At 33.4% G+C, this 13,449-nt stretch carries 14 protein-coding genes; 7 read left to right on the top strand and 7 right to left on the bottom strand.

The annotated features are described in order from the left end of the window. Window positions 1–17: 17 nt before the first annotated feature. Window positions 18–878 (top strand): LysR family transcriptional regulator, encoded by an 861-nt coding sequence (locus tag RC62_RS02905; protein WP_055092451.1) that lies wholly within the window; start codon window positions 18–20, stop codon window positions 876–878. A gap of 112 nt (window positions 879–990) precedes the next feature. On the opposite strand, the gene RC62_RS02900 is transcribed toward RC62_RS02905, so the two are convergent. Continuing rightward, window positions 991–1,782 carry a glucose 1-dehydrogenase gene (locus tag RC62_RS02900; protein ID WP_055092449.1) on the bottom strand — a complete coding sequence of 264 codons (792 nt, stop codon included), beginning with the start codon at window positions 1,780–1,782 and terminating at the stop codon, window positions 991–993. Between the two features lie 55 nt (window positions 1,783–1,837). Beyond that, complete coding sequence (locus tag RC62_RS02895; RefSeq protein ID WP_055092447.1) at window positions 1,838–2,416, bottom strand: TetR/AcrR family transcriptional regulator; 579 nt, start codon at window positions 2,414–2,416, stop codon at window positions 1,838–1,840. A gap of 305 nt (window positions 2,417–2,721) precedes the next feature. On the opposite strand from RC62_RS02895, the gene RC62_RS02890 reads away from it, so the two are divergent. From RC62_RS02890 to RC62_RS02875, 4 genes are all read left to right on the top strand, one after another. Continuing rightward, on the top strand, window positions 2,722–3,354 hold the full coding sequence (locus RC62_RS02890; RefSeq protein ID WP_055092445.1) for an NAD(P)H-dependent oxidoreductase: 633 nt from the start codon (window positions 2,722–2,724) through the stop codon (window positions 3,352–3,354). 29 nt (window positions 3,355–3,383) lie between these two features. Then, window positions 3,384–3,818, top strand: coding sequence for a MarR family winged helix-turn-helix transcriptional regulator (locus RC62_RS02885; RefSeq protein ID WP_055092443.1), 435 nt, complete (start codon window positions 3,384–3,386; stop codon window positions 3,816–3,818). Between the two features lies 1 nt (window position 3,819). Then, window positions 3,820–4,242, top strand: a complete 423-nt coding sequence (locus tag RC62_RS02880) for an organic hydroperoxide resistance protein (RefSeq protein ID WP_055092440.1) — start codon at window positions 3,820–3,822, stop codon at window positions 4,240–4,242. A gap of 176 nt (window positions 4,243–4,418) precedes the next feature. Then, window positions 4,419–5,111: a hypothetical protein gene (locus RC62_RS02875; RefSeq protein WP_055092438.1), complete on the top strand. Its 693-nt coding sequence runs from the start codon at window positions 4,419–4,421 to the stop codon at window positions 5,109–5,111. Between the two features lie 37 nt (window positions 5,112–5,148). On the opposite strand, the gene RC62_RS02870 is transcribed toward RC62_RS02875, so the two are convergent. The 4 genes from RC62_RS02870 to RC62_RS02855 form a co-directional block, all read right to left on the bottom strand. Continuing rightward, entirely contained in the window at window positions 5,149–6,759 is a 1,611-nt protein-coding gene (locus RC62_RS02870) for a serine hydrolase (protein WP_055092436.1), read from the bottom strand. A gap of 285 nt (window positions 6,760–7,044) precedes the next feature. Continuing rightward, window positions 7,045–7,449: a helix-turn-helix domain-containing protein gene (locus RC62_RS02865; RefSeq protein ID WP_055092434.1), complete on the bottom strand. Its 405-nt coding sequence runs from the start codon at window positions 7,447–7,449 to the stop codon at window positions 7,045–7,047. Between the two features lie 275 nt (window positions 7,450–7,724). Next, window positions 7,725–8,207, bottom strand: coding sequence for a GNAT family N-acetyltransferase (locus tag RC62_RS02860; RefSeq protein ID WP_055092432.1), 483 nt, complete (start codon window positions 8,205–8,207; stop codon window positions 7,725–7,727). Window positions 8,208–8,233: 26 nt separating this feature from the next. After that, window positions 8,234–9,031 carry a Rid family detoxifying hydrolase gene (locus RC62_RS02855; protein ID WP_055092430.1) on the bottom strand — a complete coding sequence of 266 codons (798 nt, stop codon included), beginning with the start codon at window positions 9,029–9,031 and terminating at the stop codon, window positions 8,234–8,236. Window positions 9,032–9,206: 175 nt separating this feature from the next. On the opposite strand from RC62_RS02855, the gene RC62_RS02850 reads away from it, so the two are divergent. Next, entirely contained in the window at window positions 9,207–10,631 is a 1,425-nt protein-coding gene (locus tag RC62_RS02850; RefSeq protein ID WP_055092428.1) for a PLP-dependent aminotransferase family protein, read from the top strand. Between the two features lie 301 nt (window positions 10,632–10,932). Here the strand turns inward: RC62_RS02850 and RC62_RS02845 are convergent, their stop codons facing one another. Then, window positions 10,933–11,934 (bottom strand): hypothetical protein, encoded by a 1,002-nt coding sequence (locus RC62_RS02845; protein WP_055092426.1) that lies wholly within the window; start codon window positions 11,932–11,934, stop codon window positions 10,933–10,935. Between the two features lie 542 nt (window positions 11,935–12,476). Between RC62_RS02845 and RC62_RS02840 the strand changes: the two genes are divergently transcribed. Then, the gene (locus RC62_RS02840; RefSeq protein ID WP_055092424.1) at window positions 12,477–13,442 is read left to right on the top strand and encodes a transporter; all 966 of its coding nucleotides are present in this window, start codon (window positions 12,477–12,479) and stop codon (window positions 13,440–13,442) included. Window positions 13,443–13,449: the final 7 nt, after the last annotated feature.

Here is a 13,449-nt window from a genome sequence, read left to right as displayed (position 1 = left end):
TCACTAATTGTGATACTATGAATAGCAATGACCTCAAAATATTTGAAGCTGCCGCAACACTCGGAAGTTTTACAAAAGCCGCAGAAGCAACCTTTACAGTACAATCTAATGTAACAGCGCGCATCAAAAACCTTGAAGATGAATTTGGTGCCGAATTATTTCGGAGGGTTTCCAGAAAAGTGGTTCTTACTGAGGCAGGAGAAACACTTTTGCAATACGCTAAAAAAATAGGACGTTTGCTCGATGATGCCAAAAGCGATATCCAGAGCGCAGACAAAATTGGTGGCACAATACGCATAGGCTGTATTGAGACAACAATGGCTCTAAAAGTACCTGAAATCATTAAGGATTTTGCAGAACTTTATCCAGATGTAGAACTTGAATTTTATTCTTCGATGTTGTCGACACTGATACAAGATGTGCTTAGTTATAAACTGGATGCCGCTTTTGTTGCTGCGCCTATAAATATTCCGGGTTTGCAGCAGCTTGTTGTGCGTGACGAGCAACTTGTTATAATAGCCGGTGGCGATGTCGACAAGCTTTCAGTATTGTTAAAACAAGATCCTTTAAAAATTGTAGTTTTTGGACAAGGCTGCTTTTTCAGGGCAAGACTCGAAACCTGGCTCGGTTCAAAAGGAATACTTCGCTATAAAAGTACCGTACTCAATTCGATAGAAGGCATTATTAATTTTGTGGAGGCAGGACTTGGTATTAGTATACTTCCTGCAGAAGTGGTAAGCCAATATTACAGCAACAGAAATATAAAAACCTTTCCTGTGACTAAAGAACTTGCCACGATGACCACAGTTTTAATTTATAGAAATGATGAAGCGCCTTCAAAGGCTCTAAATGTGTTTTTAGATCAGTATCGGAATTAAAGTGATGATATGAATAATTTAAATTACTATTTATTTAGCTGGTATTCTACGATATAAAAAAAACGGATCACATCGTATACCATGATCCGTTTTTTAAATAGAGTATGTTGATTTATGAATTACCATACAGGTTTGATTCCCCTCCGTCAATTGCAATGGTCTGCCCATTTACATATTGGCATTCATCGCTAAGCAAGAAGGCTACAAGATTACCTACATCTTCAGGTTTACCTAACTTTCTGGTTGGGTTTCTTTGCGCATATGTTGTTTCTGCTGCTTTTGGGTCGGCCGGATTTACCTGTTTAAAAGCTTCTGCCACCATTGGGGTAAGAATAGCTCCAGGCGCGATTGCATTGGTATATATTCCATCTTTTCCATATTCAATAGCTGCATTTTTTGTCATCCCCGAAACAGCATGTTTACTTGCTACATACGGCATCTGATTAATAACACCTCTGATTCCACCTACAGAAGCTACGTTTACAATTTTTCCTCCACCTTGTTTCTGCATTACTGGAATCACATATTTAAGGCCGTAATACACACCCATAAGATTGATGTCAATTACTTTTTTAAATACATTGATGTCATAATCTACTAATGGAGCCTGTTTTCCTTCGATACCTGCATTGTTGTAAAATCCATCGATACCGCCAAACTTTTCAACTGTTTGGTCTACATAATTTTTGACTGCCTGTTCATCTGAAACGTCAGCGACGATCGTTATAATTTTTGCAGTTGGTACAACAGACTGGATTTCTGTTTTTGCTTTTTCGAGTGCTTCGGCATTGTAATCTACAATAGAAAGGTTGGCTCCTTTTAGTGCTACGGCTTTACTTGCCGCGAGTCCTAAACCCATAGCGGCTCCGGTAATGATAATTGTTTTGTCTTTGAATATGCTCATAATATATAGTATTAAAAAGTATTAGTGAAAAATTATTCATTTAAAATTTAAAGTTTTAGCTCATGCCCCTCCATATCATATCAAAGTTGTCATCTATGAGTTGCTGGCTTAACGGAAATAACTTTTGGATAATTCCTGTAGAGCAGGAGCGTACTGCACCATCAAAAAAGCTGATAAGTATAATAGCATCCAGCGCTTTTATGATTTCTTCCTTCTGTCCTTTTTCTAAAAGATTATATAGCGGTTTATTCTGTCTTTCATACTCGGCCAGTTGTTTTGAAAAATTGAGCTGTATGTAGCCGGACTGCTGATACTGGTCGATAAACACGGTTTCGTCATAGTTATTTAGCCTGTAGTTGAGCATATTGATATAAATCTGCTTAAGCGATTGCTTTATTGGTACATTAATATCAAAGTCGCGGTACATTGCGCGAGTCATTTTATCCTCTACAGCTGCATAAGCCAACTGTACTACCTCTTCCTTGTTTTTGAAATAGATGTACAAGGTTCCGGCTGCAATTCCGGCTGTTTTACTTATACCTGAAATAGTAACGCTTGCTAATCCCTGTTTACCAGTAAGTACAAGTACCGACTTTAAAATTTTTTCTCTTTTATCAGGATCTAATGGTCTCATGTAGTAAAGTTAAATGAAATAATATTCATTTAAACGGAAATATGTAAATTATAACTTTTCTTTAAGGAAGTTTAATTTTATAATAAACTGTAAATATTTGTAGCTATCTATCGTCACATATGCAATTGTATAATTTGAATGACCTGTTTCGTCATGATTTTTCTGTTATAGATTTAATAAATTCTTGATTTAAAACATATTTCTAACAATTAAATTGTGTGCAATTTAATTGTTATGTATATTTGTGCTGTTGTATTATTTAAAAGATTTAACAATCAGATTTTTAATTTATAAAATAAGAAGAAATGTCGTTAATAGAAGATTTAAATTGGAGACATGCGGTAAAAGCGTATGATCCTGCAAAAAAAGTATCAGAAGAAGATTTAAATAAAATTTTAGAAGCTGCAAGATTAGCTCCAACTTCATCTGGTTTACAGCCTTTCCGTGTGATTGTTGTTGAAAACCAGCAATTGAAAGAGAAGATGGTAAAAGGGGCATTAAATCCGGAAGTTATGAGAGATTGTTCTCATGTACTTGTTTTTGCAGCGTGGGACAGTTACTCTAATGAGAAAATTGATAAAGTTTATGATCATCATACTGATGTAAGAGAATTACCAAGAGGCCGTTTCAGCAGTTATACTGATCAGATTAAACAAATCTACGGAGCACAAACTCCTGAACAGCATTTTGCGCACACAGCAAGACAAAGCTATATTGCATTAGGTTTAGCAATGGCTCAGGCAGCTGAACTGAAGATTGATTCCACTCCTGCTGAAGGTTTTAGCAATGAAGCAGTAAATGAGATTTTGGATCTAAAGGAGTTGGGTTTAAAAAGCGTTACCCTTTTATATCTCGGTTATAGAGACGCCGAAAATGACTGGCTTTCTCAAATGAAGAAAGTAAGAATTCCTATGGAGGAATTTATCATTAGAAAATAGTTTTTTACTCTAGTTTTTTACATCAGATTATGGAAAATCACCACCCGCTCAAATTGGGAAACCAACTTTGTTTTCCGCTTTACGTTATTTCAAAAGAAATTATCGGTTTGTACAGGCCATTTCTTGATGAACTTGATATTACCTACCCGCAATATCTTGTGATGATGGTGCTTTGGGAGAAGGATGGATTGACTGTAAATCAGGTTGGTGAAAAACTGTTTCTCGACAGCGGTACCTTAACGCCGCTTCTGAAAAGACTTGAAGTTAAAGGTTTTATCATTAGAAAAAGAAAAAAGGAAGATGAAAGAGTAGTTGAAGTTTTTTTAGCCGATAAGGGAAAAAATTTGCAGCAAAAAGCATGTGAAATTCCGGCAAAAATGCAGGAAAAACTAAATCTGACGATAGAAGATCTATCGGAACTCAAAGAAACTGTTCAGAAAATTTTAAATAAAATTCAAAAATAAAATGAAAACATTATATACTACAAGTGTTATTGCAAAAGGCGGAAGAAACGGACAGGTAAAAAGCGAAAACGGAATTTTGAACCTTGAGGTAAGAATGCCTAAAGCTTTAGGTGGAGCCAATGATGATTTTACCAATCCGGAAATGCTTTTCGCAGCAGGATATGCAGCGTGCTTTGATAGCGCATTAAATTTGATCATTAGTAAATCGAAAATTCAAACTGGTGAAACTTCAGTAGCTGCAAAAGTAAGCATAGGGCAGAATCAAGACGGTGGTTTTGGTCTTGCAGCAGAACTCGATGTGAATATTCCGGGAGTTTCTATTGAAGAAGCTCAGGAATTAACAGAAAAAGCCCATCAAATTTGTCCTTATTCAAATGCGACAAGATCCAATATTGAAGTTAAGCTCTCGGTGACCAATAACTAAGATTAATTTCTTTAAATTATACAAAATCTGCTTCTTTCGATGCAGATTTTTTTATGTTTGATTTTAAAAGTGACTTTAAGACCTGTTTATGTGACATATTATTTTTAGCATTCTCATTCAAAAAGCTAAATTTGCAAGTAAAAAATAATATATTAAATTTTTAAAGAAATCATTGAATGAAACTTAATGTGACAAAAAAAAGTAAGGTTCAAAGCATTCCTAAATTTATGATCGAAAAGCTTCGCTTTAATTCTATATTTTTCGTCAGTGGTTTGCTGTTTAATATTACATGGTGCATCTCTTTATTAATTACGCATTCTATAGAGTTTTACATCATTGGGTTTTCTGCTTTTTTACTGATTATAAATGGTGGCTGCGAGATTTTTTTCTCTCTTGCCAATAAAACAAAATTAGAGGTATGGGGATTGTTCATACAGTCTGGAATTTTTACAATAATTACTGGAATTTTAATTTTATTTGATCTTGTAAATATTCTAAATGTAAATGAAGTTTTTTTATCTTACTTTTTTATAGCCGGTTTCTTTAATCTTATCCTGGCAGGTTCGCTGGTACAATACGGAATGATAGACTGGAGCCGTTTTACTAATCTAAACTGGATTGTAATTTTATTATCGGCATCAACCTTATTGATGCTGGTAAGTGATTGGGGAAATACAGATATACTGCTTGGTATTACTTCTGTTTTGTTTGGATACGGAAGAATGATTTTAACGGCTAATTTTTCAGAATTAAATACTTTTCCGGACAAAGTTAGCAGGGAGATTTATCAAAAAATTGATGGTGTGAAAATAGAATATTTTGAAGCTTTGGAGAAGAACTGGGATGCTGACAGAGATCTATTTCTTTAGGGATTTTTTGTGCCCTTACGGAACAATTTACAAACTTTTAAGTTTTCTTGAAAATTTTGTATTTTGGTTTTTCGTAATCAGTTATGTCCAAAATAATGTCATAAACGCCTGTTAAAACTTCAATACTATCTCCTTTTGGCATTATTCCGTCGCTCATATCTTTTCCAAAATTTAAAGTCCAATCGTCATTAAAACGAAATTTAAGCTCTCCTGTTTTTAAAGCCACATTTTTAATTGTCCAAATTCCTTTTGTTTCAGTTTCAAAAAGTTTTGCATCAGGACCTTCCCAGCCTTTTTCTGTGGCAGTTCCTACAATTCCCCAAGAAGGAAATATTTTTGTTGCTTTTTTTAGTTGATTTCCTACATGAAAATTTAATGACTCTATTTGTGAAGTCTCGTTTCTTTCAAAAATTACATCACCCATTAATTCTTCAGCGTAAAATAAATTTTCTTTTACAGGATATAGAATAGTTGTGGGCCCGTTTCCACTTTGTAATTTTAATTTATTGTTTTCAATTGTAAGGTAAACTACAAAATTGTCTTCTACTTGATAAGTTCCTACATATTGGTTTAAAGTTTCTGAGCTTACGTTGGCTATAATTGGAATTTTATAATCTTTATTATACAAATTATACAAAGTTTTTATAATAGCATAAGTGGCAGTGTTTAAACCTCTTTCTGTATTTGTAAGCAGTATAATGCAGATATCATCTTCGGGAATTTGAACAAAATTGCTACAAAAACCAGCTCCATAACCACTATGACCAACTGTCATTTTTCCAAACATTCGCATTGTAATCCAACCATAACCATAATTTTTTTTGAAAGGTGTATATGCTTTTTCTAAATTTTCTTTGGAGATTATTTTGTAATTTTTTAGTCCATTATAATATTTGTTTAAATCTTCAACAGTTGAGTATATTCCACCAGCTGCAAAAGGCATAGGCGGATCATAAACAATCGATGGTTTTTGTTCTTTTTCAGAAAAAATCTCATAGCCAATGACTTTATTTTCACTTTTCAGATTTTTAAAAGCAAAACCACTATGCTTCATTTTCAATGGTTTAAATATGTATTTTTCAACTGCTTTTTCGTAACTTATTCCAGTAACTTTTTGAATTACATAGCCTAGAAAATAATATCCAGAGTTAGAATAACTCCAATCAGTTCCAACTGGAAAATCCAAAGGTTTTGTTTTTTGAAATTCAATAAATGATTTTTCCGTTTGGTCTTTCATATCATTTCCTCTGGTATAGTCATAAACTCCAGAGGTATGGGTTAACAAACTTTCAATTGAAATAGCACTTGCATCGGGATAATCCGGATAGAACTTTGAAAGTTTATCCTGTAATGAAAGTTTTTTTTCTTCTACTAATTTTAAAATTACCGTTGCTGTAAAAGTTTTTGTAATGGAATATATTTGAAAAATGCTGTTAGCGTTATTTTCCTTTTTTAAAGCTACATTTGATAATCCATAACCTTTATCTAGTAAAGTTTCTCCTTTTTCAGAAATAAAAACAGAACCGTTAAATAGATTTTGTTGATTGTAAAATTCAAAAAGTTGTTCTAATTTTTCTTTCTTACTTTGTGCAAAACCCAATTGTGTTATAAATAATAAAATAAAGGTGATTGATTGAATTAATTTCATATTTTTTTTGACTTTTTATTGAATTCAAACTAACAGTTTGCCCTTTGCGACAGTTGGGTAAATTTATAATAAAAGATTACAAATAAAAATTCCGAACTGAATTTTCAAGCAAAATTCAGAGCACAAGCTAAGCCAATACATCCAATAATATCCCTCGCTCTACAAAGTGTTCTTATGAAATCTATGCGAATATCTCATGACTTCGCACGCATACATAATGTTCTAAAACAAAAAAAAGAGACTCGAAAGTCTCTTTTTTGTTTTAATATATCTTAGAATGAATAATTATTTACCAATCAATTTCTCAAGCCTCACCATCATTTCATCTTTCTCTTTCAGCATACGCTCGTATAAAGCAATTTTTTCTTCGTGAAGTTTTTTTAGCTCTTCGATAGGATTAAAGTTGAATGAAGAATTTGGATTTCCAACACAAGCATTATCTCCAAAAGTATTAGAAATAATATTAATAGCTTGTTCTTCATCAAAGTTCTGAAAAGCTTCCACAGGAATTTTTAATACCGCTGAGATTTGTTTCAACAGATTATCTTCAATTACATCTTTTTGCTCGAGCATAGAAATTTTCTTCTGATTCCAGTCATTTCCGAGATCATAAGCTAATGCTTCCTGCTTTATGTTAAGCATTTCTCTAAAACGTTTGACGTTTTTCCCCTGATGTATTTTCTGTTCCATAATGAATATCGATTTTCTAGAAGCTCAAAGATAAAGCCATTTGGATTAAAAATCCTGCATTTCAAAGATAAAAAAAAAATCCCATTTCGTTAGAAATGGGATTTTTTTGTGACGTCTACTTCACAATTTACAAACCATTTTATGAACGATTTAAAGAAATTGACTTACATACAAGTGAATTTGTAAGACAATTACTTGTCCTATTTATTTGAATTTATTTGAATTTATTTGAAAGCGGTTTGTATGTATCGTAAGGGTTAAATGTTAAAAACTAATTATTCAATCCTCATATTCAATAAAGTCCAACTTTTATCTTTGAAGGATATCTCAGATTTCTTGTCTTGATTTATTCTAAAACCGACTTTCTCGTAGCATTTTATGGCATTACTATTAAAATCAAAAACATTTAATTCTATTTTTGAACGATCAATATTCAATTTGATATGCTCTAAAAGTGCTATTATAATTGCTTTTCCAAAACCTTGACCACGATATGATTTGTCTCCAATTAAAATTCTGCCTAAGACAGCAATCTCATCTGTCAAATAAATTTCACAATGACCAATGGGTAAATTATTACCTTCATTAATTACCTGAAAAGCAAAACGTTGTTCGTTTGTTAAAGAAGCATCCAATTGCTCTGTGGTAAGAGGAAAAGTAAATTTAGGACCGGCAAAAAGCATTAAATCTTCCTCACTTTCTACCCACGAAATTAACTGTTCGTACATTTCTTTTTCAAATTTTACCAGTGTAATCATTTTTTAAATTTAATATATTCAAACTTTTATTTTTTAAAATTTGCAACGGCGGCAATTTCTATATTTCCCTTACGTGGCAATTCTTTAACTGCAATACAGATTCTTGCAGGGAAATTACTTTGAAAATACGTAGAATAAATTTTATTTATAGTATTGTAATTTCCCATATTAGTAAGATAAATTGTTACATTTACCAGATTATTAAACGTAAGGCCCTGTTTGTTTAGGATAAGACCAATATTATCCATAGCCTGTTTTGCTTCAGATTCAAAATCTCCCTCATTAAATTTCCCAGTTGTATGATTTAAACCCAGTTGACCGGATATATAAAGATTGTCGCCTGACTTTACGGCATCTGAATATGGTACACTCTTAGGTTGCTGCGATTCACTCAGTTTTTCGTTTGCTTGTAATTGCAATTCTGTACCTTTTCGATCTGTAGCGATCCAATATTCTACGATTTTTCCCTTTGATATTCTGAAAGTTGCATGATTAATTATGGTTACTGGAAGTTCTGTTGCTTTAAAGTTATCAATGTCGGTCATTTGTTTTCCTAATTGCTCCCATCGTGCATACACTTTATCGCCATTGGCTATTAACTCGGTAATTTCAAGCTTATAATTCCCGTACATTTTTATAAAATCTTTTACATGTTCCGAATAGTTCGCGGGTGTTCTCATAATTACCTCTTGATGTTCAGAGTTCAATTGATTGGCTTTGACAGATTCAGACATAAATTCTGCGGCTCTTTCAGGATCTTTTCCTGAGCGAACAATTTCTAAAAAATCTCTAACTGTTTTTTCTGATTGTTGAGTATTGCTCATAGTTTTATTTTGTGCATTAATAGATGTTTATAACATGATGAAAAATGTAATATTGGTTTGAAGTTTCATTTGATTTTATTTAATAATTAGACATAGCAAACTTCTAAAATTAACTAATACTAAAACAGATACAGATTTTGAATATTTTACTGTAACAGATTATTATCTTTGCCTAATGAAAGAACCTGTTTATATAAATCTCGCAAATAAAATCGCCTCCATGATAGAGGAAGGTGTTTATAAAGCTGGAGACAAATTGCCGTCTCTCCGTCATTTACAAAAAGAAAATAACGCGAGTGTCGGTACGATTCTTCAAAGTTTTAACTATTTGATTGATAAAGGGATAATCGATTCAAAAGAAAGATCTGGCTATTTTGTAAGACATCAATCAGTAAAAAAACTTCCTATACCGAGATCATTGCCTGCTTCTTTCTCAGAAAGTGAGGTATATATTGATGAACTTTTACAGAAGATACATAAAGAAGAGAGTGGAGCAGATTTTGTGTCTTTTGCCAATGCAATACCAGACCATCGTTTATTGCCTTTTAATGGAATCAAACGTGCAATTCAAAATGTATCAAGAGATATTACAGGAACTTATCTTACTTTAGAACAACGAAATGGAAATAAAGAACTTCGTGAGGAAATCTCAAAGCGGTCATTTTTATGGAATGGTAATTTTTATGCCGATGAAGTAATTATAACAAATGGTGCAAAAGAAGCTTTGTTATGCTGCCTGAAAGCTGTAACGCAACCAGGTGATACCGTACTTGTTCAGGACCCTTGTTATTATGGAATTCTGCAAATTCTTGAATGTCTTGATTTGAAACTCGCAACAATACCTTCTGATCCAGAAACTGGAATTAAGTTTACGGATATTGAAAACATAACCAAAAGGCTTCAAATAAAAGCCTGTTTGTTTGTCAGCAATTTCAACAATCCTGATGGAGCTTGTATAAGTACTGAAACAAAAAAACAACTTGCAAATTTTGCCAATAATAGAAATATTCCAATTATTGAAGATGATCTTTATGGAGAAATTTTTTTCAACGGAAGCAGACCTGATACAATCAAAGCATATGATAAAAATGGCTGGGTAATGTATTGTAGTTCTTTTACCAAAACTTTGGTTCCGGGATTTCGAATAGGTTGGTGTGCTCCGGGGCGTTTCTTATCTGAAGTATCGAGAATTAAATGGATGTATAATGGCTCAACATCTAATTTTAATCAACGAGTAGTGCAGCAATTATTAAGTTCAGGTATTTATGACCGTCATTTGCAAAGATATCGATTAGAACTTCATAAAAATTTGCTTCGTGCTACAGAATTAATTGAGAAACACTTCCCGAATGGAACAAAAATTAGCTGTCCAAATGGCGGAATTGTATTGTGGATCGAATTACCGGTTCGTATAAATCCTTTATTATTATATGATTATGCCATAGAAAAAGGAATAAGTTATGCGCCAGGTGAATTATTTTCTGCAAAAAAGGAATATGATAATTATTTAAGATTAAATTACTGCAATGTCTGGGAGCCAAAAATCGAGAAAGCATTAGAGAAGCTTGGTCAGATATTTTTCCAAAGCAATAGTGAATAAATTTAAAACGGAAAAAGTGAGTTTAGAAATGAAAGTAGCTATTTTTTAAATTTACTGGTAAATAGTAGTAAAGGGAATAAAAAAAAAACTCTAAATCATTGATTTAGAGTTTTTTTAGTGACCCTTACTGAACAATTTACAAACCATTTTATGAATGATTTAAAGAAATTGTCATACTGGAAGTAGAAGCTGTCTTTATATGGCTTCAACTTTTTGGTTTGGATGTCCTGTTGGGGATCGAAGGATAATTTATTTAATGTTATTAAATTGAACCAATGTTTATAAAAGACTCCAAGTAGGTCTACATCTTAGAACGAACAGGTCTTTTCACTGCTGCATGCGGTGTAGTTTTTAATGCAGAAGATCTCTGTGGCTGACTGTAATTTTTTGCAGGTCTGTTTGATGCCTGGCTGTGCTTACGGGTCTGTGTTGATGCTCCCTTATTGTATTTACTGCTTCTCTGTTCTGAACTTCTTGCCTGCTGCCTATTGCTGGAATTCGCAGCGGTGCGGTATTTTCCGCTTTCTCTATTGGTAACTACAGTATTTGATCGGCTTCTGTTTATGTTATAGTTATTATATACATTTTTATTATGAATAATTACTGTACCGCCTCCTCCGTAATGACCGCCGTAATAATGATGATGATGATGGTAATGATGATGAGCATAAACTGCTACAGATATAGCCGCAAAAGGTATATAGTAAGGCGGATAGTATCCATAATAATACGGCGGATAGTAGGGAACATAGGCAGGCGAATAGATATACTGCACAACTGGAACTTTTTCTACCACGACAGCCTGTGAAGCAGGAGCACTTTTGGCTGGATCTGATCCGCTGTAAGCAGGGTTAGCAGTAACTGCGGCTGTCGCTGTTGTTTTAGGTTCAATGACATAGTTTTTACCGTACAAATCCTCATCACCAACAATCTGCAGGTTTACTTTTCCGGATTTATCCTTGTCCACTAAAATAACGGCAATATCCTGTGTTTCAGTTTTGCTTACCGGATCCTGAAGCACAAAAGTAAAATCAGAGCCTTCGCTTTTAGAAGTAACTTTGATAAAATCCACTTTTTTATCAAGATCTAAATCAAGATTATTAATGCCTGAATTTTTATCATTCAGTGATTTTTCAAAATCTTCAATAGTTTTTGATTTTTGAAAAAGATCCAGAACGGCATATAAATCCAGATTATCGCCTGGAAGACCAAGTGAGGGAGTATCATTAATATTCTGGCTGAAAATTGATTGTCCAAGCAGGCATACTGTTGCTAACGAAAAAAGGAAATTTTTACTTATCATAAATGTTTTTGGTTTGAGTTACTGATTGTTCAATTCAGTAACAGTTTAATAAAAATGAATGAGAAATATGCAGCTATAAAATGCTTTTAAATCTGTACTATTTCATATTATTAAAAGCTGCATTTTCAATTCTGTTTTACTGCAGAGTAAAAGCCAGAGTTGAAAAATTATTTTCAAACACTGTGCCAGCAAAAGAAATTAATTTTGACTTTATGATTAAGTTAAGAACTTATTTACTTGTATTTTTATTTTTTAACACGTATAAATGTTAAAAATAAGTGTTTTATATATTATTTTAAGAAAAAATAATACTTAGGATTTAAACGAAACATAGGTATATAAAACTTATTAAAACCATTTGTAAGTTTCTTACGTAAATGGTAAAAAGTAAGTAAATGTAAATTGTCTTATTAACAGTGTTTCGGTTTTGTTTCTGTGTTATTTGTTAGAATGGGACTGATCGTTTGATGTTTTGTTTAATTTTTGTGATGTACGCATTATATTTAATAATTTCTTTTTAATTTTAGGAAAAACAAATGCTTATGAATAAACTATACGCTACTTTAATTTTTCTGATGACTATTCAGATGGCTGTCAGCCAGAATGCTACCGAGGCTAAAATTTATCAGAATTATCCAATAGGCATGCAAATGCTGCAGGGAGGATACCTTCTGCAGACTACCAATTCCACAATCGATGGGGCTATTACAATTCCTAACAGAGATATTGATATTAATGCGCATATAGGTTATGTGCGTTATGCTAATTTTTTTAATCTTGCAGGAAAAACTGCAGGTGTTCAGGTCATGCTTCCCTATGTGAATATTGATGCCGATATTTTAGGCTACAATGCCAATAAATCGGGGATGGGTGATATCATGGTTGTTTTGGGCACCAATATTATTGGCGGTGATGCCCTTTCTTTTCCTCAATTTCTGCAGACCAAAAAACAGCTGGCTTTAGCGTGGTCACTTGCAGTTACAATGCCTACAGGATCGTATTCGGACTCTCAGCTTCTCAATCCGGGAGGAAACCGCTGGCAGTTTAAACCTGAAATTGCTTTAACAGTGCCGGTGGATAACTGGGATTTCGAAGCCTATCTAAACGCTAAATTTTTTACCCGAAACAATGCCCTGCCTAATCTTCTTCCCTCAGGCACTCCTTCGAAGCTTGAGCAGAAAGCATTTTACGGATTAACACTGCATGCCGTTTACAATTTCAACCAGAAATTTTGGATCTCTGCTGATGCTGCGGGTCGTGTAGGAGGAGAAACGAAAAAAGACGGGATTGCACAAGAGGACTCACAGTCTGTAGCAGGTGTAGGAGGAACTTTTAATTACAGTCCCTCGCTGTTTCATCAGTTCGGGATTAATTACATTACAGCTGCCGGAGGTAATGATTATGCTCCAAACGGCTCCTTATTCACTGTTAAATACACTTATGTTTTTGGCGGAGGAATGAAAAAAACAATGCAGGCCTTAAAAAATCAGAATCAAAACAACCAATAATTATAGT

Origin of the sequence: Flavobacterium aquidurense, assembly GCF_001404985.1 — a bacterium.
In the GTDB taxonomy this organism is placed as follows: domain Bacteria; phylum Bacteroidota; class Bacteroidia; order Flavobacteriales; family Flavobacteriaceae; genus Flavobacterium; species Flavobacterium aquidurense_B.
Note: the sequence above shows the minus strand (reverse complement) of the source record. Positions and strands in the feature narration are given on the sequence as shown.

Bases quoted from the DNA above. Each gene is read 5' to 3' on its own strand.
- RC62_RS02905 (WP_055092451.1), top strand. From the start codon at position 18: ATGAATAGCAATGACCTCAAAATATTTGAAGCTGCCGCAACACTCGGA.
- RC62_RS02900 (WP_055092449.1), bottom strand. From the start codon at position 1,782: ATGAGCATATTCAAAGACAAAACAATTATCATTACCGGAGCCGCTATG.
- RC62_RS02895 (WP_055092447.1), bottom strand. From the start codon at position 2,416: ATGAGACCATTAGATCCTGATAAAAGAGAAAAAATTTTAAAGTCGGTA.
- RC62_RS02890 (WP_055092445.1), top strand. From the start codon at position 2,722: ATGTCGTTAATAGAAGATTTAAATTGGAGACATGCGGTAAAAGCGTAT.
- RC62_RS02885 (WP_055092443.1), top strand. From the start codon at position 3,384: ATGGAAAATCACCACCCGCTCAAATTGGGAAACCAACTTTGTTTTCCG.
- RC62_RS02880 (WP_055092440.1), top strand. From the start codon at position 3,820: ATGAAAACATTATATACTACAAGTGTTATTGCAAAAGGCGGAAGAAAC.
- RC62_RS02875 (WP_055092438.1), top strand. From the start codon at position 4,419: ATGAAACTTAATGTGACAAAAAAAAGTAAGGTTCAAAGCATTCCTAAA.
- RC62_RS02870 (WP_055092436.1), bottom strand. From the start codon at position 6,759: ATGAAATTAATTCAATCAATCACCTTTATTTTATTATTTATAACACAA.
- RC62_RS02865 (WP_055092434.1), bottom strand. From the start codon at position 7,449: ATGGAACAGAAAATACATCAGGGGAAAAACGTCAAACGTTTTAGAGAA.
- RC62_RS02860 (WP_055092432.1), bottom strand. From the start codon at position 8,207: ATGATTACACTGGTAAAATTTGAAAAAGAAATGTACGAACAGTTAATT.
- RC62_RS02855 (WP_055092430.1), bottom strand. From the start codon at position 9,031: ATGAGCAATACTCAACAATCAGAAAAAACAGTTAGAGATTTTTTAGAA.
- RC62_RS02850 (WP_055092428.1), top strand. From the start codon at position 9,207: ATGAAAGAACCTGTTTATATAAATCTCGCAAATAAAATCGCCTCCATG.
- RC62_RS02845 (WP_055092426.1), bottom strand. From the start codon at position 11,934: ATGATAAGTAAAAATTTCCTTTTTTCGTTAGCAACAGTATGCCTGCTT.
- RC62_RS02840 (WP_055092424.1), top strand. From the start codon at position 12,477: ATGAATAAACTATACGCTACTTTAATTTTTCTGATGACTATTCAGATG.